This is a genomic window from Tessaracoccus luoxuelianae (genome assembly GCF_055326245.1).
In genome coordinates, this window is record NZ_JBUZNO010000003.1 from 31,674 (window position 1) to 55,188 (window position 23,515).

The following is a 23,515-nucleotide window of genomic DNA, read 5'->3' on the forward strand; positions in this document are numbered from 1 at the left end:
CACCGGCTAGGCTGGCCGCGTGACCACCGCTGTGCGCCCAGGGGAGGGGGTCGCAGGGCTCAGCCTCTCCTCAACCTCGATCCCCGGCCTCCTGATCCTCACCCTGCCCCTCCACGGCGACGCCCGCGGATGGTTCAAGGAGAACTGGCAGCGCGCCAAGATGATGACCCTCGGGCTGCCCGATTTCGCGCCAGTGCAGCAGAACATGAGCTTCAACGCCGAGGCCGGCGTCACCCGCGGCATCCACGCCGAGCCGTGGGACAAGCTGGTCTCAGTCGCCACCGGGCGCGTGTTCGGGGCCTGGGTGGACCTCCGCGAGGGCGACACCTTCGGCACCGTGGTCACCCACGAGATCGGCCCAGACACGGCCGTCTTCACCCCCAGCGGCGTGGGCAACGCCTACCAGGCCCTCGAAGCCGGCACCTGCTACTCCTACCTCGTCAACGAGCACTGGTCAGCCGAGACCAAGTCCCAGTACACATTCGCCAACCTCAACCACCCCGCCATCGCCTGGCCCCTGCCCCTCGAATCGGCCATCGTCTCCGAGGCCGACCGCACCCACCCGGCCCTCGCCGACGTCATCCCGATGCCCCGGCCCCGCCCCGTCGTCACCGGGGCCGGCGGCCAGCTCGGCCAGGCACTGCGCCGGCTCCTTCCGGACGCCCAATTCCTCGATCGAGACGAACTCGACATCACCGATGCCGACGCCGTCGCCGCCTTCCCGTGGGGACGGGCCTCCACGATCATCAACGCCGCCGCCTGGACCGCCGTCGACGCCGCCGAAGCCGACGGACGGGTTGCCTGCTGGGCGGTCAACGTGACCGGCACTGCCAACCTGGTCGCAGCCGCCAACCGCCACCGGCTCCCCCTCGTGCACGTCTCCTCCGACTACGTCTTCGACGGCACCCGCGACACCCACGCCGAGGACGAGCCCTTCTCCCCCCTCAGCGCCTACGGCGCCTCCAAGGCCGCCGCCGACGCGCTCGTCGCCACCCTGCCCCGGCACTACATCCTGCGCACCAGCTGGGTGATCGGAGACGGCCCCAACTTCGTGCGGACCATGGCCCGCCTCGCCGACTCCGGGATCAGCCCCGCCGTCGTCGACGACCAGTTCGGCAGGCTCACCTTCGCCGACGACCTCGCCCGGGCAACGCTCCACCTCGTCGAGACGGGCGCCCCTGCCGGCATCTACAACGTCACCTCCGACGGCGACCCGATGTCGTGGTTCGACGTGGCCACCGCCGTCTTCGACGCCCGCGGCGCTCAGGGCCGCGTGACCCGCACAGACACCGCGACATTCTCAGCCGGCAAGATCACCGCACCTCGCCCGCGACACAGCACCCTCGACCTGGCCAAAATCAAGGCCACCGGCTTCCAGCCCAGTGACGGCACCGAAGCCCTCCGCCGTTACCTCGACACCCTGCGATGACGAAAGAGCCCTCCCTCCACGTCCGGCTCCGGCTCACCCACGGCGTGCTGCAGCGCATCGCGGACAAGGCCGGGGCGGACGTCCTGCACGTCAAGGGGCCGGCCGTCGCGCGGGAACTGCTCGACACCCGCGACATCCACGACGCCGAGGGCGGCTTCGAACGCACCGAGACCGTTCCCCGTCACAGCAGCGACGCGGACCTCCTCATCCGCCCCGAGCACGTCCACCGCTTCCTCGACGAGGCCTCCAGGCACGGCTGGATCCGCAAGACCAGCTTCTCCACCAGCTCGGCCTTCGGCCACGCGATGAACATCTTCCATCCCACCCTCGGCAACGCCGACGTGCACCGCCGCTTCCCCGGCCTCGCGCCGGAGGCGTTCGACGAGCTGTGGCGGGCCCGCACGAGCACGGACCTGGGTCACGTGCCGTGCCCCACGCCGTCGGTCACGGCGCAGCGGCTGCTCCTCCTCCTGCACTCCGCGCGCAGCGGGCCCCACCACCCCGATACGGGTCGTGCCTGGGACCGCGCCACCGCCGACGAGCGCACGGGGGTGCTCGCCCTGGCGCGGCATCTCGGCGCCGAGATCGGGGTGGCGGCCGCCGTCGGGGACCTGGAGGCCTTCAGGGACCATCCCGAGTACCTGCTGTGGAAGCACTTCCGCGACGGTAACCCGAGCCGCCTCGACGAGTGGCGGGCCCGTTGGCGGGCCGCCACCACCGTCGGCAAGAAGGCCGCCGTCGTCCAAGGGCTGCTGTTCTTCGACCCGTCCCTGCTCGAGGCCGAGCTGGGGCACGCGCCCAGCCACCGCGAGGTCGCTCAGCGTACGCTGCTGCGATGGAGACGACTGCTCGGCGAGCTGGCCGCCCGTCGCACCTCGACGGGGGGCAGGGCATGACGCACCGCCACCATCCCGACGTGGTGTGGGAGGACGACGAGGATCGCGTGGTGGCGACGGCCCCCACCGTCGGGGAGGTGGTGATCCTCGACGGCACCGCCGCCCTCATCTGGCACTGCCTCGACGGCGCCACCACGGCCGAGATCGTCAGCACCGTGAGCGAGGCAACCGGGACCGAGGCGACCGAGATCCACGCCCCCGTCGCCGCCTACCTGGCGGATCTCACCACGAGAAGGCTGACGGTCTCCGATGAGTGAGGCGCCCCACACGCTCACCCTCGCGGGCCTCGGCACCGGCGTCGCGGTGGACCTCGGCGACTCCGGCCTCGACCTCGACGCCGTCCGGCACCTCTGGGCCCGCTGCCTCTCCCGCGACACCACCGCCCAGGCCGACGTCACCGTGAGGAAGAACTCCTCACAGGAGTCAGCCACCCAGCAGATCACCCAGGCGTTCATCGCCGCCCGCGCCGGGCAGCTCCTCATGTTCCACGCCGGGGCGGTGGCACACCCGCAGACGGGGCGCGCCCTGGTGTTCGTCGCCCCCGGCGGCACGGGCAAGTCCACGCTCACCCGCCGCCTCGGGAGGAGCTACGGCTACCTCTCCGACGAGACGGTGGGCATCGACCCGGTCACGCTGCGGATCCACCCCTACCCCAAGCCCATCACGCTGGCCCCGGACCACGGGCACCCGAAGCGGGAGAACTCCCCCGACGACCTCGGGCTGCTCCAGGCCCCCCCGTCTCCGACGCTGACTGACCTGGTGGTGCTGCGCCGGACCCCCGGCCGCGACACCGCCGCCTTCACTCCCCTGCCCGTCCTCGACGCCCTGGCCATGATCGCCCCGGAGACCTCGTCGCTCTCGAAGCTGCCCCGCCCGCTGCACCTCATGGCCGACGTGCACCGTCGCGCCGGCTGCACGCTCGTCGAGTACGGCGAGGGGCACCAGATCCTTCAGTGGTGCACCGACCGCTTGGAGGGACGGCAGTGATCAGGCGCGCAGACCTCACGGACTTCCTGCCGGTCGACGGCGAGTCGCTGGTCCTCCTCGACGACCAGGTCCTCCGCCTCGGCCCCGTGGCCACCCTCATCCTGGAGGTGCTGGGCGACGGGCCGGTCACCCTCGACCAGCTGAGCGACGAGCTCGCCACGGCCTTCGGCACCCCGCCCGACGGCTCCCTCGCGGAGGCGGTCGCGGCCCAGTTGGGCGCTCTGAACGACAACGGGCTCCTCATCATCGATGAGGAGCCCGCGGGTCACGACCCGAGCGTCACACGGTGACCCAGGTGGGCCTCTCCGGGAGCAGCGCCTCGAAATCGGCGACCAGGGATTCCATGTAGGCGCCCCGGTAGGTGCCGTCGAGGAACTTCGGCAGCGCCTCCTCGCGGAACCGTCGCCAGGACTCGGCCTCGCCGCCCGGCATGATCGGGTAGAACAGGACGCCCTCGGAGAAGGCGCTGTCGCGGTCGCCGGGGGCATCGCCGATGAGCATGATGTGGTCGTCGTCGTACTTGCCCTTGGCGGCCCAGTGCACGTGCTGTGCCTTCGAGCCCATCTCCTGGCCGGCCACCACCTTCATGTATTTGGCCAGGTCGTGCTCGTGCCACTCGCGCTCGAGCGCCTCCATGGGCGTCGCGGAGACGGTCATGCAGTCCACGTCCGGCTGCATCGCCTCGATGGCCTCGCGCACACCCGGGAAGGGTGCGCAGCCGTGCACCATCCAGGCGATGAGCTCGTTGACGCCCTTGCCCCAGGCGATGCAGCGCTCGATCTCCTCTGACGGATGGGCCTCGGCGAACTCGGCGATCCCGCGATCGGAGCGCGGGTAGCCGGAGTCCAGGAACCTCCGCAGCTCGACGCCCTCGGGCACCTTCACGCCGCGTTCCAGCACCTCGGGCCGCTGCCTGAGCAGCTCGAACAGCCGGGCCAGCGCCACCCAGCGGTTCTGGCCGCGGGTGGTGGAGTGGAGGTTGACGAACAGGGCGGTCTCGCGGACCAGGGTGGAGGCGGCCTGCAGGTCGAAGTACTTGATGTAGGACGGCGTGAAGCACTCCTGGTGCTTGATGTCCATGGCGTCCATGGCGCAGCCGTCGGAGTCGATCCCGACGAAGAACTGCTTCGTGGGCTGGAAGTCGAGGAGCACCTGGGCGCGCTCGGGCATCTTGTCGGTCATCGTCGGTCCTCAGATCCGGGTGTCGGGGAAGGGGAACATCTCGGTGTTGGGCGTGCCCTTGAACTCCGACTTGCCTTCGAGCTTGTCGAGCACGATGTCGAGGTTGAAGTCGTGGTCGTCGTAGGCGTTGATGTAGGTCTTGACCTGCGGCATGTCGGGCAGCATGTTGGGCGACGCCGTCGACACCAGGATGGTGGGCAGCTCGTGCACGTACCAGGGCATGTCCAGGGTGCCCTTGGTGCCGGGCCAGTAGGGCCGCTCGACCGCCTGGCCGATGCCGTTGACGTTGGCCACCGACAGCACCATGTCGTAGTTGTCGGTGAGGTCGGCGATGGCGGACTTGCCGGCGTAGGCGTTCTGCAGAATCGCCCTGACCTCGTCGGCGCTCTTGCCCTTGATCTTGTCCAGCTGCGACTCGTACAGGTCCGCCTCGTAGCCTCGCTCGCGCAGCTTGTCCGCGAACGTGGCGGCGGGGTGCTTGCTGCCGCCGTCGACCATCATCGCGAAGGGGCTGGGCGCGGCGCCGATCGGGACGACGAGGATGCGCTTGAACGTGGACGTCGAGATGGGGAGGTTCCCGGGCTGCTTGTTCTTGACCAGGGTGATGGCGGCGTCGGCCACCTCGACGGCGACCGCCTTGTGCTCGGGCAGGCCGATCCTCGCCAATGCCTCCTCCTTCGGGGGCAGCAGCTCGTTGCCGGGCTTCTTGTGGAGGCCGAGCATCGCCTTCAGTCCGAGGATGCGGGTCAGCGCCTCGTGGAGCCGCACGTCGGAGAGCTTCCCGGACTTCCAGCCCTCCATCATCCAGCCGAAGTCCTCGTCGGGATCGTTGAAGAAGAGGAACAGGTCGCAGCCCGCCTCGATGGCGGTGGGGAGGATGTCGGAGCGCTTCATGGCGCCGGTGAGGCCCACCATGTGGCTGGCGTCGGTGACGACGACGCCGTTGAAGCCCAGCTGCTCGCGCAGGAGGTTGGTGTTGATCTCCTTCGACAGCGTGGCGGGGAGGATGTCCTCGTCGGTCATGTCGGGGTTGAAGTGCTTCTGGTACGACGGCAGCGCGATGTGGCCGGTCATCAGCGACGGCAGGCCGGCGTCGATCAGGCCCTTGTAGAGCCTCCCGAAGGTGTCGTCCCACTCCTCGACCGAGAGCCAGTTGGGGGCGTGGGAGAGGTGCTGGTCACGCTCGTCGATGCCGTCGCCGGGCCAGTGCTTGGCGGCCGGCGCGATGCCGGACTCCTGGATGCCCTTCATGTAGGCGAGGCTCATCTCGAGCACCTGGTCGACGTCGCCGCCCCAGGTCCGCCGCGACACGATGGGGTTGCGCCAGTTGCGGTACACGTCGACGATGGGCGCGAAGGACCAGTTGCAGCCGATCGCCGCGGCCTCCACGCCGGAGATGCGGCCGAGTTCGTAGGCGTAGCGGACGTCGCCGGCGACGCCGATCTTCGCCTCCCAGCCCACGTAGGTGCCGTCCGTGCAGGCACCGTTGCCGCCGGCCTCGGTGTTGGCGGCGATGAGCATCGGGATCTTCGAGTTGGTCTGCAGGATGTTGTTCTGCTCCCACACCTCGTCGGCCTTCGCGGGGGTGTAGCGCACGGCGCCGATGTGGTAGGTGTTCAGGACGTCGGTGAGGTACTCCTCGGTCCGCTGGGCGCCCATGTTGACGAAGAGCTGGCCGATCTTCTCCTCGTCGGTCATCTCCGCGATGGTGGTGTTCACCCACTCGATCGCCTCGTCGTCGAGGTTGAAAGGCGTGGCCTTCAGATCCACCATGATGCTGCTCCTTGCTCCGTTGCTGGTGACTTCACGGTACGAGCTGCCACCCGCAGAGGGCACATGATTGCCGTTTGTTGCCACGCTCAGCGCAGCGTGCCCTGCGCATGAGTTGCCACGTCCCCGGCGCACCGCCAAGCAACAAGTGGCAACACCTGCCGCCCGGGCCACCACTCGGGCCATCCTGAGGGGGCACACGACCCAAAGGAGCATCGATGGCACTCGCCACACCAACCCCGTCCACCGCCGACATCGGAGTCACCGGGATGGGGGTCATGGGCTCCAACCTGGCCCGGAACCTCGCCCGCAACGGCCACGCCGTTGCCATCCACAACCGCAGCGCCGCCAAGACCGAGGCCGTCATGGCCGCCCACGGCACCGAGGGCACTTTCGTGCCCGCCGAATCCATGGACGACTTCGTCGCCGCGCTCAGCAGCCCCCGCGTCGCCATCATCATGGTGGCCGCAGGGCCGGCAACCGACGCCGTCATCGAGGAGCTCGCCCCCCGCATGGACAAGGGCGACATCATCGTCGACTGCGGCAACTCCCTGTTCTCCGACACCCGCCGCCGCGAGGCCGCCCTCCGCGAGCGCGGGCTACACTTCGTGGGCGCCGGCGTCTCCGGCGGCGAGGAGGGCGCCCTGTGGGGTCCGTCCATCATGCCGGGCGGCTCCGTCGAGTCCTACACCCGCCTCGGCCCGATGTTCGAGTCCATCGCAGCGCAGGTCGACGGCCAGCCCTGCTGCACCCACGTCGGCTCCGACGGCGCCGGGCACTTCGTCAAGATGGTCCACAACGGCATCGAGTACGCCGACATGCAGGTGATCGGCGAGGCCTACGACCTGCTGCGTCGCGCGCTGGGCCTCAGCCCCGCCGAGATCGCCGACATCTTCGCCGAGTGGAACACCGGCGATTTGGACTCCTACCTCATGGAGGTCAGCGTCGAGGTGCTCCGCCACGTGGACGCCACCACCGGCCAGGCCCTCGTCGACGTCATCGTCGACCAGGCCGGCCAGAAGGGCACCGGATCCTGGACCGTCCAGACCGCACTCGACCTCGGCGTGCCGGTCACGGGCATCGGCGAGGCCACCTTCGCGCGCGGCCTGTCGTCGTCGGTCGAGCAGCGGCTCGCCGCCCGCAACTTCGACGGTGGGGCCTCAGCCTGGGACGTCACCGACCGCGACGCCTTCATCGAGGACGTCCGCCTGGCGCTGTACGCGTCGAAGCTGGTGGCCTACTCGCAGGGCTTCAACATGATCCAGGCCGCCGCCGCCACCTACGGCTGGGACATCAACATGGGCGAGCTGGCCCGCATCTGGCGGGGCGGCTGCATCATCCGCGCCCAGTTCCTCGGCGAGATCACCCGCGCCTACACCGCCTCGCCTGACCTGCCGCTGCTGATCGGCGACAGCTACTTCTACGACAAGATCGTGGCCACCCTCCCGGCGTGGCGCCGCGTGGTCAGCCAGTCCGCGCTCCACGGCGTCCCGGTGCCGGTGTTCTCGTCGTCGCTGTCCTACTACGACGGCGTCCGCGCGGATCGGCTCCCCGCCGCGCTGATCCAGGGCCAGCGCGACTTCTTCGGCGCGCACACCTACCGCCGGATCGACCTTGACGGGTCCTTCCACACGCTGTGGGCCGCCGAGGGGCGCCCCGAGGTCGAGGCCTGAGGCGCGGGATTATGAAACTCCGTGACGATGCGCGGTGGGCCCTGGTGGTGCCCACGTCCATGGGGGTGCGCCTCACGCCGGTGAACCGGCAGAGCGTGCACACCTCCCGGGAGTTCACGCTCCAGGCCACCTCGGCCGAGACCAACGTCGCGTCCGTGGTGTCCTACCTCGGGCTGCCGGTCAAGGTGCTCACCAACTTCGTCGAGGGATCTCCCATCTCGGCGTTCATCAAGGCGGACCTGCGGGGTCGCGGCATGGCGTTCGAGGGTCCCGACGTGCCCCAGGGCGACGCGTGGGGCCACCGGCACCAGTTCAACATCGCGGATTCGGGCTTCGGGGGTCGTGGCCCGCGGGTGTGGAACGATCGCGCGGGCGAGGTGGGGCTGACCCTCTCGGCAGACGACTACGACCTCGACGCTCTGTTCGCCGTCGAGGGCGTGGCAATCCTGCACCTCTCCGGGCTGGTCGCGGCGCTCTCGGAGCAGACGGCGACGTTCTGCCTCGAGGTGGCCCGCAAGGCCAAGGAGCATGGCACCGCCATCAGCTTCGACCTCAACTACCGGGCCTCCTTCTGGAAGGGCCGCGAAGAGGAGCTACGGGCCACCTTCACCGAGATCGCAGGGCTCTGCGACATCCTCTACGGAAACGAGGAGGATTTCCAGCTCTGCCTGGGCATTCCCGGACCGGAGGCCGGCGGCGAGGCCATCGGGGCCAAGATCGACAGCTTCAAGGAGATGATCGGGCGCATCCGCGAGGCCTACCCCCAGGCCTCCTACATCGGCACCTCGCTGCGTGAAGTGGTCTCGGCCAACCGCCACGAGTGGGGCATGGTGCTGTGGGGCGACGGCGACTTCCACGTCGCCGAGCTCCGCGAGATCGATGTCATCGACCGCATCGGCGGCGGCGACGGCTCCGTCGGCGGCGTGCTCTACGGCATCCTCCGGGGCTGGCCGGCCGAGCGCTGCATGCAGTTCGGCTGGGCGACGGGGGCGCTGGCCGCCACGTCGCTCAACGACTACGCGGCACCCGCCGACGAGGAGCAGGTCTGGTCCATCTGGTCCGGGAACGCGCGCGTCAAGCGCTGACCCGCTCCACCGTTCCATCCACTCCCCCGGGCCCGCATTCAACAGGCCCGGGGGAGTGCCCATCCACGAGAGTTAGGCTGAACCATGACCGAGCTGTATCCGGACGTCGCGCCGGCCGCCACCGTCGGAGGCCCGCAATCGACGCTGACCGAGGATGAGATCCGGCGCTTCGTCGCCGACGCCATCGGCGCCTACGACTTCGACGGCAAGCGCGTCACCCTCGTGGTGCCCGACGGCACCCGCCACGCGCCCATCGCGATGCTGTCCCACCTCATCCGCGACGCTCTGGGTTCGCGGCCGAAGGACGTGCGGGTGGTCATCGCGCTCGGCACCCACGACTACATGTCCGAGACCGCCATCGCGGCCCTCATGGGCTACGAGCCGGGCCATTTCGCCGACGAGTTCCCCGGATGGCAGATCTTCAACCACGACTGGCGCAACGACGACTGCTTCGCCAACCTCGGCACCATCGAGGCCTCACGCATCGGCGAACTGACCGACGGCAGGCTGACGGACCGCGCCATGACGGTGCTGGTCAACAGGATGGTCGTCGACACCGACATCTCGCTCGTGCTCGGGCCGGTGCTCCCGCACGAGGTGGTGGGCATCTCGGGCGGCAACAAGTACTTCTTCCCGGGGCTGTCCGGCCACGACGTGATCGACATGTCGCACTGGGTGGGGGCCCTGATCACCAGCTACGAGATGATCGGCAGCGTGGGCATCACGCCGGTGCGGCAGATGATCGACGCGGCGGCCGAACTCATCCCGTCGACGAAGCTGCTGCTGGGCATGATCGTCAAGCCCGGCTCCGACGACCTCCAGTTCCTGGCCTTCGGCGACACCCGCTCCTCGTGGGAGGCGTGCGCGGAGGTCTCCGCCCGGGTGCACGTGAAGTACGTGCCGAAGGCGTACAAGCGGGTGGTGTCGATCATCCCGACGATGTACGAGGACATGTGGACCGGCGCGAAGGGCTTCTACAAGATGGAGCCTGTGGTGGCCGACGGCGGGGAGCTGATCATCTACGCGCCCCACATCACGCAGGTCTCAGTGATGCACCCCGGCATCGAGGAGATCGGGTATCACAACCGGCAGTACTTCGTGGGGCAGTGGGAGCGGTTCAAGGACCACCCGTGGGGTGAGTTGGCGCACTCGACGCACCTGCGCGGGCTGGGCGACTACGACCCGGCAACAGGGGTCGAGACCAACCGGGTGACGGTGACCCTGGCCACAGGGATTCCGCGGGAGGTCGTCGAGGGGATCAGCCTGAACTACCTGGACCCGGCTGAGGTGGACCTCGACGCGATGGAGGCGGACCCGGACACGCTCGTCGTCCCGAAGGCGGGCGAGCTGCTCCACCGCACCGAGGAGCAGCGCAACCGCCTGCCCGCCTGACCTCCGTCCCGACGCCTGCCTCCCGTCCCGACGCCTGCCCTACGTCCCGACGCCTGCCTTACGTCCCGACGCCTGAGGAGTCGCCTGCGTTGCGTTCGCCCGCCAGCGCTGGAGCGCTGGCGTCGGGAGCTAATACAGGCGCCCAGCCAGGCCGTCGCGTGGCCAGCCACGGAGTCCACTGACAGGTGCCGGGAGCCCTGACACGAGGCCCGCGCGGCCCTTGACCACACTCTGCTCCTCGACCGCCAGCCGGTCACGGGTCGGGTAGTTGAGCCGCACGGGTCTCGTCCCACGTCTCCCCGCACTCGTCTGCCCGTGGCGTGGTCAGTTCCGGGCGTGTGCCGGCAGGGCGGCCCTGGCTCAAGCCTGCTCAGGCGGGACGCCAGTTGAGCGATCCTCGGGATGGGCATCCCTGCGCGCAGCCGCCCTGACGTCCCCCACCCTCGCGCACATCGCTCGTCGGCTGAGACGCCAGCGACGGAACGCGGCACCCATGGCTGAGGCGCGAGGAGCGCCAGCGAACCCAAGCCCCCTGCGCATGCAGACCGGCGGCCGACAACGAGGGTGAGGGTCGACGGGGCGGCTCGGCGCAGTGTTACCCAGCCCGAGGATCGCCTAACTGGCGTCCCGCCTGAACGGACCCTGGCCAGGGCCGCGCCGTCGACACGCGCCCGGGCCCAGCCACGCCACCGGCAGACGCGTGTGGGGAGACGTGGGCCGACGGCCGGGCGGCCTCAACTACCTGAGCCACACCCAGGCCAAGGCCCGACAGCAGAACCGGCCACCACGGCCGCCCGGGCGTCGGGGCAGGGCTCCCCGCACGGCTAGCGCCCCCGTCGCGTCGCCGTCGCCGTCGCCGTCGCCGTCGCCCAGAACCCGTGGCACGAAACGCCGCACGACACCGCCCGCGTGCCCCTCCAGGTACCTGACCATCCATCGCGACGGCGTGTCGCGCACCTCCGATGCCGGGGCCGGGGCGGCGCCTGGGTGGGGTTGGCTTGAGCAAATGGCACGACTCGCGGAGAGCCCCACGCTCAATTCGCGCGGGAGGGGTTCCGCGACCCATGCCATTTGCTCAAACCGAGCCCCACCACAGGAGTGCGACGGGGTCGGCCGTGGCGCAGCCCCTCGCCGCCAACCACGACGGATGGGACGAACCGCCAACGACGACGGGTGGGCGAACCGCCAACCACCACGGGTGGGGCGAACCGCCAACCACGACGGGTGGGGCGAACCGCCAACGACGACGGGCGGGGGGAACCCGATGGGAAGCAGACGAAGAACGGCCCCCGCCTGAGCGGGGGCCGTTCTGGGTGGGACCTCGGTCCCGGTGTCGTCGATGATCAGACGGTGGCGACAGCCTCCGCCTCGGCGCGGCGACGCTTGAGCTCCGCGATGTTGGACTCCACTGCCTTCTTGCCCAGCGGGTAGACCAGCCAGAGGGCCAGGGCGCAGGCCAGGTACATGAGGCCGGGCAGCACCGTCGACAGCATCCAGATGCCCTGGATCGTCTCGGGGGTCTGGGTGACGGACTCGCCGGCGCTGGTGGCGGTCTGGTAGCCGATCCAGCCGAGCGCCATGGAGCCGAGGCCGCCGGCGAGGGCCTGACCGAACTTGCGGGACCACGAGTAGACGGCGTAGACGACGCCGTCGTTGCGGGCACCGGTCTTGACCTCCTGCTGGTCGATCACGTCGGTGATGAAGGCCCAGACGAGGACGTTGAACAGTCCGAGGCCGATGACCGCGATACCGAAGACCACCAGGAAGGCGTAGGGCGAGGTGCGCAGGTCCACGAAGTAGAGCCCGATGTGGAGGAGGCCGCAGAGGGCGACGCCGACGACGCCGATCTCCTTCTTGCCGAAGCGGCGGGCCAGCGCCGGGGCGAAGGCGGCCAGGGCGAGGGCGGGGAGGAAGGACAGGATCTGGCCGATGGAGGCGAGCTCGCCGCGCTCGAAGTACTCGAGCCACAGGAAGGAGCTGACCGAGCCGGCGAACAGCGAGGCGAACAGCAGCATGATGGCGGCGAGGATCAGTCCGCCGAGTGCACGGTTGGTGAACAGGCCCTTGGCGATGGCGGCGGCGCCGGCCCCCTCACCCTTGCCCTTCGTCTCGACGATGACGCGCTCCTGGACGTTGAAGTAGCAGAGCGCGTAGCAGATGATCGCGAGGACGGCGAAGACGACGGCGATGATCGGGAAGCGGCCGGTGAGGATCTCCTTGCCCTGGAAGGCGATGAGCGGGACGGTCAGGGAGATCACGATGCCAGCGAGCGAGGCGCCCATCGAGCGGAACACCGACAGCTGCGAGCGGTCGTCGGCCTCAGGCGAGATGGCCGATGCCATCGAGCCGTAAGGGATGTTGATCATGGTGTAGAAGACCGAGCCCCACAGGAAGTAGGTGACCCACATCCAGGCGATCTTGGCGCCCATCTGGGCCTCGCCGACGGGGAGGAACCAGTACATGGCGAAGATGGCGACCATGGCCAGAGACACCGGAATGGCGCCACGGAGGATCCAGGGGCGGAAGCGTCCGGCCGGGGTGGGCTTGGAGCGGTCGACGATGACGCCCATGGCGACGTCGGTGAAGGCGTCGACGAAGCGGGCCACGAGGAACACCAGGCCGACGGCGATCGGGTCGATGCCCATGCCCTTGATGAAGAAGGCGCCGAGGAAGAAGGCGGACATCATGAAGGTGAAGTCGTTGCCGAAATCACCGAACATGTAGCCGACCTTGTCGCGCCAGCCGAACGGACGGACGTTGGTGACCTTCCTGCTGGAAGGTGCTGCGATGGTTGACATTGGAGTCTCCTTTGACTAGCGGCTTCGACGCCGCCTTGCGGGGTGTGCGGTCAGGCTCCTCGGGTTGTCGATCCGCCTGGTGCAGTGACACACCTGTCGCATCGGCCGATCGAGCGTGGCCAATCGCATCGGTTGCGATCCCGCCACAGTGGTTGTTCGGTAGCGGAAGACTGCGTTCGTCCTTGTCAGAAAGTGTTGACGGCCGAGCCGGCGAACACCGCCGAACTCACGCGCCTGTGGGGGTCGGTGTGGTGGTTCGCTGGCCTCGGCGGATACCGCGGTCTCGCATCTGATGCGATATTGTCGCGGCAGATGCGAGCGGTGGAGGGGGTGTTTCTGTGGGCCAGCACGTGGCGGCGGGGGCGGCGCGACTGGTCCTGGTCGACGGGGTGGCCCTGCTGCATCCCGAACCGCAGGTGTTCGAAGCGATGGTGACGGGCTGGCGGAACCAGATGCTGGCCCGCAACCTGACGGCTTCGACGATCATCGGACGGGAGCGGCAGGTGCGCGCGTTCCATGCCCATTCCAACGAGTTCCCATGGTCGTGGTCGTCGTGTTTGGCCGATGAGTGGTTCGCCGATCTGCGGTCGGTGCGGCACTGCACCCGGTCGACGGTGCGCGGCTACCAGGTGTCGGTGCGCGGGTTCTGTGACTATCTGACGGACCCGGCTTACGGGTGGGCGAGCGTGTGCGAGGAACGCTTCGGGACCCATCCGATCCAGGTGATCAACGCGGTGAACTCCGCCGCGCATGTCGCCGATTCGGAGTCCGAGCCGTCGAAGCGCGCGTATACCCGCGACGAGTTGCAGGCGTTGTTCGATCACGCCGACGACCAGGTCGCCCGCAAGCGGGCGTTGGGGCGCAAGGGATGGTTGGCGGCGTTCCGCGACGCCACCTTGCTGAAGGTGGCCTACTCCTACGGCACCCGCCGCCAGGAAACCCAGATGCTGGATGCCGCCGACTTCGGCCGGAACCCTGATGGTGCCGAGTTCGGCGAGTACGGGGTGGTGTACGTGCGGCACGGCAAGGCCCAGCGGGGGTCACCACCGAAGCGTCGCAGCGTGTTGACGGTGTGGCCGTGGACCACTGACGTCCTTGAGCAGTGGTTCACCGAGGTCCGTCCCCTGTTCGGTGTCGAGTCCCCAGCGGCGTGGCCGTCGGAGCGTGGCGTGCGGATCGGTCTGGAGGTCCTGGACCATCGCCTGTCCGCCTACAGGGAGGCGCTCGGTCTGGCCTCGGGGCTGGACTTCCACTCGCTGCGTCGCTCCTATGTGACCCATCTGATCGAGGACGGGTGGGACCCCAGGTTCGTCCAGGAACAGGTCGGCCACGACCACGCCTCGACGACCTCGATCTACACGTGCGTGTCGTCGGACTACCGGACCAGGACGCTGCGTCGGGCGCTGGACCGCACGATCGCCGACGCGCTCACCACGCAGGGAGGATCACGATGACCCGGCAGAAGCGGAGGGTGTCCTATGAGTGGCGGTTGCGAGAGGTGATGGCCGAGCACCGGATGTACGCGACGACCGAGTTGGTGCCGTTGCTGGCCGAGCGGGGCATCGTGTTGTCGGCCTCCCAGGTGCACCGTCTGGTCACCCAGACTCCGGAGCGGTTGTCGTTGCCGACTCTGGCGGCGTTGTGTGACATCTTCGCCGTCGACGTCGACCAGCTGATCACCACCCTGGCCACCAACGTGGGCGTCCGAAAGATCGCCGCCGGTGACGCGCCAGGCCGCATGGTCCACGCCGAAGGACCCGCCCCCGTCCGGGCCCGGATCAGCCGCCAGGAGTGACCGCCACCGCTGCGGACGCGGCCGGGGCGGGTCTGGTTTGTGCCCGCTGCCAGCGGCCGGCGCGGTTCCCGGCCCGCCGGGACCACCCACCTGCGCCGGACCCGCGCGGGCGGGTGTGGGTGGTCCTGCGACGGTGGCCCGACGGGTTGATCTGCTCCGGTTGTTACGCGCGGGCCTGCGAAACGTACGGCGTGTGCGACGGGTGTGGGACCGACCGGTTGCTGCCCGGACGCGGCCCCCAGGGGCAACGATGGTGCACCGATTGCGCCGGCGGCATCGGTAACTTCACCTGCAGCCGGTGCGGACAGGAGGGCTGGAACCACTACAAGAACGTGTGCGGACGCTGCGTCCTGGTCGACCGGCTCGCCGCAGCCCTCGACGACGGCACCGGACAGATCAGCCCCGAACTCGTCCCTCTCGCCGACTGGCTGGCCGCCATGCGCAGGCCCCGCTCAGGCATCCTGTGGCTGACCAAACCCCACGTCCAACCGATCCTGACCGCGATCGCCCACCAGCAGGTGCCCCTCACCCACGAGGGCATCACCACCTTGACGCCCTGGCGTTCGGTGATCCACGTCCGGGACCTGCTCGTCGCCTGCGGCATCCTGCCACCGGTGGACCGGTTCCTGTTCCTGTTCGAGCAGTGGCTCCCCGGCTGGCTGGACACCCTCCCCGACCCCGACCACCGCACACTCCTCCACCGGTACGCCACCTGGCACGTGCTCCGCCAACTCCGACACAGTGCCGCCTCCGGGCCGATCGGGCACTACCGGCACCAGTCCGCCCGCCACAACCTGCGCGTCGCCGCCGCGTTCCTCAACCACCTCGCCGAGCACCACAGCACGCTCGCCACGTGCGGCCAGGGCCAGCTCGACGCGTGGCACGCCCACCACAGTCGCACCGAAGCCGTCTCGCTGCGCCCCTTCCTGCGGTGGGCCATGACCGGCCGCCACCTGCCCCGACGCCGCTTGACCGCGTTACCCGAACGCGAAGGCAACCCGATCAGCCACCGGGACCGGCTCGCGTTGATCCGCCGCGTCCACAACGGCGACGGACTCGACCTCGCCGACCGCGTCCTCAGCCTGCTGATCCTGCTGTACGCCCAATCGTTGGACCGGATCAGCCGGCTCACCATCGACGACATCATCACCAACGACCACGGCGTGTCGATCCGGCTCGGGACACCGGCCAGCCCCGTCGCGGCCCCGTTCGACCGCCTCCTCACCGACTACCTGGCCGCGCGGCCGGACCTGATCACCGCCACCAACCCCGGCAGTCGCTGGCTGTTCCCCGGCCGCAGCGCCGGACAACCCCTGCACCCCACCTCGATGCGCAAACGGCTCCACCGGTTCGGCATCCCCAACCTCGCCGGACGCCAACGAGCCCTCCGCGACCTCGTCCAACAAGCACCTCCCAGCGTGGTGGCCCGCATGCTCGGCTACAGCACCCCTCGCACCGAAAACCTCGCCGTCGACGCCGGCACCACCTGGCGCCACTACGCCCCCGGCGACCACACCCGCACCCGACAGCCCACCCCCACCCCCTGACCACACCCCCGGGCCGCGCGTCCCGGGTCCCTTCGATCGACCGTGCTGTAGGGGTCCTCGCGGTTCGAACCGGCACCAGCTCGAGGTCGAGGGACAACGAGCCCGGTGGGTTCGTGATCGTCCGGGCTAGTCGCTCAGGGTCAGCAGCATCTTCACCGCGGCGACGGCCAACACCACCCCGAGCAGGCGGTAGATGGTCTTCGTGTTTGGGGTTCGCGAACCGTACCGGGAACCGGCCAGCCCGCCGACCAGCACCAGCGGCACCCACACCGCCAGCGCCGTCCACGGGACCACCGCCACCGACGCCACCTGCCCGGCCAGGCCCGCCGCCGAGTTCAGCAGGATGAACACCGCCGCCACCCCGGACGCCTGCCGGGTGGGCGCCCACCGAGCGAACAGCAACAACGGGCTGAGGAAGATCCCGCCGCCGATCCCGGTCAACCCCGACAACAGCCCCAACACCGCACCCGCGGCCAGCGCGGGCACCACCGGCGGAGTCAGCGTCGGGTCGTCACACGGGCGGGCCCGCGGCAACCACAACGACACCGCCGACCACAACAAGACGACCGCCAACAGGGGCTTGTACACCACCCCCGGCACCGGGAGCTGGCCGCCGACGAACGCCAACGGGACCGCCGTCACCGCCAACGGCCACAACGTCCGCCACGCGAACGCCCCCCGCCGCAGGAACGTCCACGCCGCCACCGACGCCACCACGATGTTCAGCACCAGCGCCCCAGGGCGCATCACCTCCGGCGCCACCGCGAACAGGGCCATCACCGCCAGATAACCCGAACCGCCCCCATGCCCCACCGACGAATACAGGGCCGCGACCACCAACATGACCACACCGATCAGCAGCACGATCTCGAACGGCATCACCGCGCCCTCGACCTCGCCCACCGATCCCTCACCCGGCTCAGGGTAGCCGGTCAAGTGGGACTGTACGTTTTCCGGTGTAACTCCGATGTAGGAGGTACCCGATGAGGATGCAGGTTGAGCCGGTCGCTGAGGCGGTCGTGATGGAGGTCGAGGACCAGGTGACGGCGACGGGAACGCCCCCGCTGGTGGACAAGGATTTGGTGGCGCAGCTCGTGGGCGACGCGCAGCGGCTGGGGCTGTCCGTGGAGGGCGAGGGCGGGCTGCTGGCTCAGCTGACCAAGCTGGTCCTGGAGTCGGCCCTGGAGGGCGAGATGACCGCGCATCTGGGCTATGACAAGCACGAGCGGGTCGAGGGCAGCGACAACGCCCGTAACGGGACGCGGTCGAAGACGGTGCTGACGAAGGCCGGCCCGGTCGAGATCGCTGTGCCTCGGGATCGGGCCGGGTCGTTTGAGCCGGTCGTGGTGGCGAAGCGGCAACGGCGTTTGGGGGCGATCGAGGACGTGGTGTTGTCGCTGTCGGCTCGCGGGCTGACCCATGGCGACATCGCGGCGCATCTGGCCGATGTTTATGGCTCTGAGGTGTCGAAGACCACGATCTCGACGATCACCGACAAGGTCCTGGACTCGATGGGCGAGTGGCAGAACCGACCACTGGACCCGGTGTATCCGGTGGTGTTCATCGACGCGATTCATGTGAAGGTCCGCGACGGGCAGGTCGCGAACCGGCCGATCTACGTCGCGTTGGCGGTCACCGTCGAGGGGAACCGCGACATCCTCGGGCTGTGGGCCGGGGACGGCGGCGAGGGCGCGAAGTACTGGCAGCAGGTGTTGACCGAGATCAAGAACCGTGGCGTCGCTGACGTGTTGATGCTGGTGTGCGACGGCCTGAAGGGGTTGCCCGAGTCGGTGGGCAACGTGTGGCCGCAAACGATCGTGCAGACCTGCGTGGTGCACCTGATTCGCGGGTCGTTCCGTTACGCGGCAAGGCAGGACTGGGACAAGCTGGCCCGCGCGCTGCGGCCGATCTACACCGCCGACACCGTCGCCGCGGCCGAGGACCGGTTCCTGGAGTTCACCGAAGTATGGGGCGCTAAGTACCCGGCGATCGTGCGTTTGTGGGAGAACGCGTGGCCGGAGTTCGTGCCATTCCTGCAGTTCGACAAAGAGATCCGCCGGATCGTGTGTACCACCAACGCGATCGAGTCGGTCAACGCCAGGATCCGCAAGGCCGTCAAGGCCCGCGGGCACTTCCCCAACGAGCAGGCCGCACTCAAGTGCGTCTACCTCGCTGTGATGGCGCTGGACCCCACAGGCAAGGGACGAGCACGTTGGACACAGCGCTGGAAGGGCGCCCTCAACGCGTTCGAGATCACCTTCGACGGACGGCTCTCCGCCGGCCGCCGATACTGAGAGTCAAACAACCATGAGATACACCGAAAACTTGACAGACCCAACGCACCACGGGGGCGACCTGGCGGGGGGCAGGTGGCACCGGAGCCACCCGGCCCTCAGGCGGCCGCGGCTCACGGACCAGGCCCACCAGCACCGCCGAAACCACCGCCGGGACCACCGCCCACCACAACGCGGCATGCAGGTCGCCTTGCAAGACGGTCAGCGCCCACAATCCGAGCAGCGGGCCGACGACCGCTCCAAGGGTGTCACCAGCCCGATGGAAACCGAACGCGCGCCCCAACGCGTCCGGTGGCACTGACCCGGCGATCAGGGCGTCCCGGGGCGCGGAACGGACACCCTTGCCCACCCGGTCCACCACCCGACCGGCCAGCACCAGCGGCCAACTGCCCGCCGCCGCGACCAGGACCTTCCCCACAGCCGCCAGCCCGTAGCCTGCCCCGATGAACCCCTTCCGGCCGGCCCGGTCGGACCACCGTCCCGCCACGTACCGGGCGATGCCGGCGGTGGCCTCCGCGACACCCTCGATCACCCCCAACACCACCGGCGGCGCCGCCAACACACCCGTGATCAGGAACGGCAACAACGGGTACACCATCTCGCTGGCGGCGTCCTGCATCAACGACACCAGCGTCAACACCACCAGGTTGCGCGACAACCAACGCCTCGACGGCGACGGCGAACCCGACGGCCCGCCCCACCCCGTCGGTGTCATGACCCGGGTTCGGGTGACGTGAGCCAGCACGGGAACTCCCACCCCGCGAACCAGCCCAGGGCCTCGACCCACGAGGCGTTCTCCGCCGGCGACGGGGCCGGCGCACCCTGCCGCATCGACCGGCCCAAAGCGTCCAGCCGCACCCCCACACCCGCCAGATAGTCAGCCAGCCCCGTCGCCGACACCTGCGCCGGGGCCCCCGGTCGCGTGAGGTGTCTCAGGCACCACACCCGAGGGTCGCCCGCATCGCTCGTCGGGTCGGGCTGGTCGACGCATGCCGGGCACCGGCGCCGCTCCCACACCGGACGGGTCTCGATCAGCCACTGCCGGGTGAACCGCAACGCGTTCGCCTCAGCCGTCAACTCCGCCGAGTTCGACCCCGCGAACGTCACCGGTCCACCATCCAGATCGGGACCCAGCGCCGCACAGACCCGACACGGACCCTGCCGAGCCAGCCGCGCCACCAACGACCCGCGGCCACCCGACCTGCGGGCGCGGAGCCGGGACACCACCTGCTCCAGCAGGTCGGTGTACAACACGCACACGTCGAACGGCTGGTGACCCCCACGACTGCCCGCCCCGTCGATCCACAACTCGACCTCGACCACCGCGTAGCCCCACGTGTGCCGGGGACACAACCCCAGCGACGCCCGCAACAACTGCCGGATGCCACCGACCATGATGTCGCCGTGCAGGAACGCCCACAATTCGCGTACCTCGGCGGGGGTCAGCGGCTCCCGCGGGAACACCGGCGACGCCCACGTCACCGCATCGACACCCGAGGGCGAATCAACTGACCTGACCATGGGGTCCGTCCTCCCTGTCACACTCGGGAGGACCCATCAGCCAACACGGCAGTTCAGGCAAGCACCTCGGTGGGATCCATCACCACCTCCATGGTAAGCACTCCACCCGGCACCGTCGATAACGCTGAGGATGATGACCAGCCGCCGTGGACCGCAGCCCGCCGAGCCCACCGACACACCCCGGCTCAACCAGCGAATCCGCCCACCAGCCCTCCCAGCAGAGCCGCCCCGATACTCGCCCCCACCATGACCAGCGCAAGGAAGACGGCCGCCCAGGGTCGGTCGGCGCGGACCAGGCGGACCAGTTCGACGCTGGCGGTGCTGAACGTGGTGAACCCGCCCAGGAACCCGACCCCGGCCACCGCCCGGACGATCGGCGGCCCGTCGTGGGCGGCTGCCCAGCCGGCGACCACGCCGAGCAGGAAGGAGCCCAACACGTTGATGATCAGCGTCGCCGTCGGCAGCGTCCGCCGACTGAGCTCGGTGAGCAGCCCGTCCAGCACGAACCGGGCCCCCGCACCCAACCCGCCCGCCAGCGCGACCCACAGCGCGGTCACCGCGCGTCCCCCCAGGCCGCCCGGACCGCCGCCCGGGTCACCCCCATCGCGACAGAGGCGGCCGTGAAACCAGCCAGCACACTGCCGGCCGCGTACGCGACCGCGAGCAGGACCGATCCGTGGCCACCCAGGGCGATGGTCTCCAGCACGAACGTGCTGTACGTGGTGTACCCACCGAGCAGACCCGTCCCGAACGTCAGCTGCAACCCCCGCCGTCGGCGTCCCTCCGGGGCCACCAAGCCGAGCACCTCCAGCAGGAAGCCGAGCAGGAACGCCCCCGACACGTTGATACCGAACGTCGCCCACGGCAGCTGACCGGCCGACGCGGCGAACACGGCCTCGAGCCGATCCCGCACCGCCGTGCCCACCGTGCCGCCCAACACAACCAAGCCCACCAGGGAGGGCCGCAGGTACGCCGGACGGCCCTCCGCGCCGGAGGTGCTCACCGCCATTCCAGGGGGGTCTTCCAGTCGACCACCTCGGTCGGGACCACCAGCACCGGCCGGTGCTGATGATGGGACAGGTGCGCACCCACCGACCCCTGCAACAGGTCGTGCATCCGGCCACCCCCGCCGGGCCGGTGGGTACCGACCACGATCACCGATGCGTCGACCGCCCGCGCCAGATGCGTCAACGCACGATCCGCCCGCCCCGCCAGATAGCGGAACTCCCACCCCACCCCGCTGCCGGACAGGGTGTGCCCCAATGCCGCTTTCAACGCGGCCTCCCGCCGCCGCCACTGCTCGTCATCAGACAGGTCCGGATCCAGATCGGAGTGCTGGACCCGGCCGTCGGGGAACTCCCGCTCCACCACCCGGCCCGGGTCGGCGTAGCCGAAGAACAGGTCCACGCCCAACGCGCGTGCCAACTCCACCGCCGTCAACGTCACGAGCTCGGGCTGGTCCGGGGTGACCCCCACCACGATCGGGTGTGCGGCGAACGGGGTGATCCGCGACGGATGCGGTTGCGGCGGCACCCGGCTCACCGAAGCACGCCCTCCGGCAACCCGAACGGCAACTCCGGCCGCAGCGCGGCGATCTCGAGCAGCCGGTTGTACTTCGCCACCCGCTCCCCCCGCGCCGGAGCACCCGTCTTGATCTGCCCACACCCCGTCGCCACCGCCAGATCGGCGATGAACGAGTCCGGAGTCTCCCCCGACCGGTGCGACACCATCTGCCCGTAGCCGGCCTCATGACACAAGCTCATGGCCTGCAGGGTCTCGGTCACGCTGCCGATCTGGTTCAACTTGATCAGCGCCGCGTTCCCGATACCCGCCTTGATCGCGTCGGCGATGATCGCCGGGTTGGTGCAGAAGTTGTCATCGCCCACTAACTGGATCTTGTCGCCGAGGCGCTGGGTGAGCTTGACCCAGCCGTCGCGGTCGTCCTCACCCAATCCGTCCTCGATGCTCCACACCGGGAACCGGTCCACCATCGCCGCGTAGCGTTCGATCATCTCGTCGCTGGACAACATCACCCCGTTGACCCGGTAGCGGCCATCGGCCTGCCGGAACTCCGACGCCGCCGGATCGAGCGCGATCGCGACCCCGTCCCGGCCCACTGGGTAGCCGGCCTTCTCGATCGCGGCGACGATCAACGCCAACACGTCCTCCGGCACCGCCAGCTCCGGCGCGAAGCCGCCCTCATCGCCCAACCCGGTTGCCATCCCTTGCGCCTGCAACCCTGAACGCAGGGCGGCATACACCTCCGCACCCGCGCGGACTGCCTCCGCCATCGACGTCGCCCCCACCGGGCACACCATGAACTCCTGGAAGTCCAGCGCGTTCGGGGCGTGCGCGCCACCGTTCAACACGTTGAAACACGGCACCGGCAGCCTCTGCGCCGCGCCCCATCCGGGCAGCCAGTCGAACAGCTCCTTGCCCTCGGCCATCGAGGCCGCCCGGGCCGTCGCCATCGACACCCCCACCAACGCGTTCGCCCCCAAGCGGCCCTTGTTCGGCGTCCCATCCAAGCCGGCCAGCCCCTCATCAACCTCAGCCAACGACCCGAACGAGCGACCCACCAGGAAATCGGCGATCTCACCGTTCACGTGGGAGACCGCGTTCAACACGCCGGCCCCCCCGAAGCGGGCCTTGTCGCCGTCGCGCAACTCAACGGCTTCACGCGTCCCCGTAGACGCACCCGACGGCACCCCCGCCGACGCCACCACCCCATCCGCCAACTCGACCGTCACCGACAACGTCGGACGACCCCGCGAATCCAGGATCTCCAACGCACGCACACCACTGAACGACAACGACATGACCGAGACCTTTCAACTCACCCGGGCACGACTCGACCGCCCCCGGGAAACCGGTGGACAGGAGCCATCAGCCAACAGGCGGTTCAGGCCGGAACATTCCGGCCTCGGTGGGGTCCATCACCACCCCAAACCCTACGCCGAACCCGACCGCGACACTCCCAACAGGCCACAGTCCAATCAGCGACCATTCGCCACCCTCGAACACGCCATCGCGCCAGTGCGGGTGGCCATAAGTTGCCATCTCTTGCCGCGGCGCCCGCTGAGCGGTGGTTCGGCGGCGAAACACGGTCCAACGCGACGGCAACTTGTGGCAACCCAGGAGAGGGG

Annotated in this window: 22 protein-coding genes and 1 riboswitch; of the genes, 12 read left to right on the forward strand and 10 right to left on the reverse strand. The window is 69.4% G+C overall.

The features are described from left to right. Positions 1 to 19: 19 nt before the first annotated feature. The 5 genes from ACZK39_RS05250 to ACZK39_RS05270 are packed head-to-tail and all read left to right on the forward strand — an operon-like array spanning position 20 to position 3,602. Complete coding sequence (locus tag ACZK39_RS05250; RefSeq protein WP_463612727.1) at positions 20 to 1,429, forward strand: sugar nucleotide-binding protein; 1,410 nt, start codon at positions 20 to 22, stop codon at positions 1,427 to 1,429. Further along, on the forward strand, positions 1,426 to 2,325 hold the full coding sequence (locus tag ACZK39_RS05255) for a nucleotidyltransferase family protein (protein WP_463612728.1): 900 nt from the start codon (positions 1,426 to 1,428) through the stop codon (positions 2,323 to 2,325). Before ACZK39_RS05250 ends, ACZK39_RS05255 begins: the two co-directional genes overlap by 4 nt. After that, positions 2,322 to 2,582, forward strand: a complete 261-nt coding sequence (locus ACZK39_RS05260) for a PqqD family protein (protein ID WP_463612729.1) — start codon at positions 2,322 to 2,324, stop codon at positions 2,580 to 2,582. Before ACZK39_RS05255 ends, ACZK39_RS05260 begins: the two co-directional genes overlap by 4 nt. Beyond that, positions 2,575 to 3,312: a hypothetical protein gene (locus ACZK39_RS05265; RefSeq protein WP_463612730.1), complete on the forward strand. Its 738-nt coding sequence runs from the start codon at positions 2,575 to 2,577 to the stop codon at positions 3,310 to 3,312. Before ACZK39_RS05260 ends, ACZK39_RS05265 begins: the two co-directional genes overlap by 8 nt. Beyond that, complete coding sequence (locus ACZK39_RS05270) at positions 3,309 to 3,602, forward strand: PqqD family peptide modification chaperone (protein WP_463612731.1); 294 nt, start codon at positions 3,309 to 3,311, stop codon at positions 3,600 to 3,602. Before ACZK39_RS05265 ends, ACZK39_RS05270 begins: the two co-directional genes overlap by 4 nt. On the opposite strand, the gene ACZK39_RS05275 is transcribed toward ACZK39_RS05270, so the two are convergent. Next, complete coding sequence (locus ACZK39_RS05275; RefSeq protein WP_463612732.1) at positions 3,592 to 4,494, reverse strand: HAD family hydrolase; 903 nt, start codon at positions 4,492 to 4,494, stop codon at positions 3,592 to 3,594. The two genes, ACZK39_RS05270 and ACZK39_RS05275, sit on opposite strands and share 11 nt — an antisense overlap. Positions 4,495 to 4,503: 9 nt before the next feature. Then, positions 4,504 to 6,267 (reverse strand): glycoside hydrolase family 3 protein, encoded by a 1,764-nt coding sequence (locus ACZK39_RS05280; RefSeq protein ID WP_463612733.1) that lies wholly within the window; start codon positions 6,265 to 6,267, stop codon positions 4,504 to 4,506. Positions 6,268 to 6,482: 215 nt separating this feature from the next. On the opposite strand from ACZK39_RS05280, the gene gnd reads away from it, so the two are divergent. The 3 genes from gnd (at position 6,483) to ACZK39_RS05295 (ending at position 10,414) form a co-directional block, all read left to right on the forward strand. Beyond that, positions 6,483 to 7,937, forward strand: coding sequence for an NADP-dependent phosphogluconate dehydrogenase (gene gnd, locus ACZK39_RS05285; RefSeq protein ID WP_463612734.1), 1,455 nt, complete (start codon positions 6,483 to 6,485; stop codon positions 7,935 to 7,937). A gap of 11 nt (positions 7,938 to 7,948) precedes the next feature. Next, positions 7,949 to 9,022 carry a PfkB family carbohydrate kinase gene (locus ACZK39_RS05290; RefSeq protein WP_463612735.1) on the forward strand — a complete coding sequence of 358 codons (1,074 nt, stop codon included), beginning with the start codon at positions 7,949 to 7,951 and terminating at the stop codon, positions 9,020 to 9,022. Between the two features lie 84 nt (positions 9,023 to 9,106). Then, entirely contained in the window at positions 9,107 to 10,414 is a 1,308-nt protein-coding gene (locus tag ACZK39_RS05295; RefSeq protein ID WP_463612736.1) for a lactate racemase domain-containing protein, read from the forward strand. A 1,343-nt stretch (positions 10,415 to 11,757) separates the two neighbouring features. On the opposite strand, the gene ACZK39_RS05300 is transcribed toward ACZK39_RS05295, so the two are convergent. Next, positions 11,758 to 13,212, reverse strand: coding sequence for an MFS transporter (locus tag ACZK39_RS05300; RefSeq protein ID WP_463612737.1), 1,455 nt, complete (start codon positions 13,210 to 13,212; stop codon positions 11,758 to 11,760). 338 nt (positions 13,213 to 13,550) lie between these two features. Between ACZK39_RS05300 and ACZK39_RS05305 the strand changes: the two genes are divergently transcribed. From ACZK39_RS05305 to ACZK39_RS05315, 3 genes are all read left to right on the forward strand, one after another. Continuing rightward, a complete protein-coding gene (locus tag ACZK39_RS05305) occupies positions 13,551 to 14,666 on the forward strand; it encodes a tyrosine-type recombinase/integrase (protein ID WP_463612738.1) in 1,116 nt (371 codons plus the stop codon). After that, positions 14,663 to 15,007, forward strand: a complete 345-nt coding sequence (locus tag ACZK39_RS05310; RefSeq protein WP_463612739.1) for a helix-turn-helix domain-containing protein — start codon at positions 14,663 to 14,665, stop codon at positions 15,005 to 15,007. Before ACZK39_RS05305 ends, ACZK39_RS05310 begins: the two co-directional genes overlap by 4 nt. A 218-nt stretch (positions 15,008 to 15,225) precedes the next feature. Next, a complete protein-coding gene (locus ACZK39_RS05315) occupies positions 15,226 to 16,554 on the forward strand; it encodes a hypothetical protein (RefSeq protein WP_463612740.1) in 1,329 nt (442 codons plus the stop codon). 126 nt (positions 16,555 to 16,680) lie between these two features. On the opposite strand, the gene ACZK39_RS05320 is transcribed toward ACZK39_RS05315, so the two are convergent. Next, positions 16,681 to 17,490 (reverse strand): sulfite exporter TauE/SafE family protein, encoded by an 810-nt coding sequence (locus ACZK39_RS05320; protein ID WP_463612741.1) that lies wholly within the window; start codon positions 17,488 to 17,490, stop codon positions 16,681 to 16,683. Positions 17,491 to 17,576: 86 nt separating this feature from the next. On the opposite strand from ACZK39_RS05320, the gene ACZK39_RS05325 reads away from it, so the two are divergent. Then, complete coding sequence (locus ACZK39_RS05325; RefSeq protein ID WP_463612913.1) at positions 17,577 to 18,848, forward strand: IS256 family transposase; 1,272 nt, start codon at positions 17,577 to 17,579, stop codon at positions 18,846 to 18,848. On the opposite strand, the gene ACZK39_RS05330 is transcribed toward ACZK39_RS05325, so the two are convergent. The 6 genes from ACZK39_RS05330 to eno all read right to left on the reverse strand — a co-directional run bounded on the left by ACZK39_RS05330 (position 18,808) and on the right by eno (position 23,188). Next, positions 18,808 to 19,563, reverse strand: coding sequence for an MFS transporter (locus tag ACZK39_RS05330; protein ID WP_463612914.1), 756 nt, complete (start codon positions 19,561 to 19,563; stop codon positions 18,808 to 18,810). The genes ACZK39_RS05325 and ACZK39_RS05330 overlap by 41 nt on opposite strands. After that, positions 19,560 to 20,369, reverse strand: coding sequence for a hypothetical protein (locus ACZK39_RS05335; RefSeq protein ID WP_463612742.1), 810 nt, complete (start codon positions 20,367 to 20,369; stop codon positions 19,560 to 19,562). Before ACZK39_RS05335 ends, ACZK39_RS05330 begins: the two co-directional genes overlap by 4 nt. A gap of 20 nt (positions 20,370 to 20,389) precedes the next feature. Then, positions 20,390 to 20,462: riboswitch (Fluoride riboswitch) on the reverse strand. Positions 20,463 to 20,554: 92 nt separating this feature from the next. Then, complete coding sequence (locus tag ACZK39_RS05340) at positions 20,555 to 20,926, reverse strand: fluoride efflux transporter FluC (RefSeq protein ID WP_463612743.1); 372 nt, start codon at positions 20,924 to 20,926, stop codon at positions 20,555 to 20,557. Beyond that, positions 20,923 to 21,372: a fluoride efflux transporter FluC gene (locus ACZK39_RS05345; protein ID WP_463612744.1), complete on the reverse strand. Its 450-nt coding sequence runs from the start codon at positions 21,370 to 21,372 to the stop codon at positions 20,923 to 20,925. The genes ACZK39_RS05340 and ACZK39_RS05345 overlap by 4 nt, the downstream gene beginning before the upstream one ends. Beyond that, a complete protein-coding gene (locus ACZK39_RS05350; RefSeq protein ID WP_463612745.1) occupies positions 21,369 to 21,911 on the reverse strand; it encodes a universal stress protein in 543 nt (180 codons plus the stop codon). The genes ACZK39_RS05345 and ACZK39_RS05350 overlap by 4 nt, the downstream gene beginning before the upstream one ends. Next, on the reverse strand, positions 21,908 to 23,188 hold the full coding sequence (gene eno / locus ACZK39_RS05355) for a phosphopyruvate hydratase (RefSeq protein ID WP_463612746.1): 1,281 nt from the start codon (positions 23,186 to 23,188) through the stop codon (positions 21,908 to 21,910). The genes ACZK39_RS05350 and eno overlap by 4 nt, the downstream gene beginning before the upstream one ends. Positions 23,189 to 23,515: the final 327 nt, after the last annotated feature.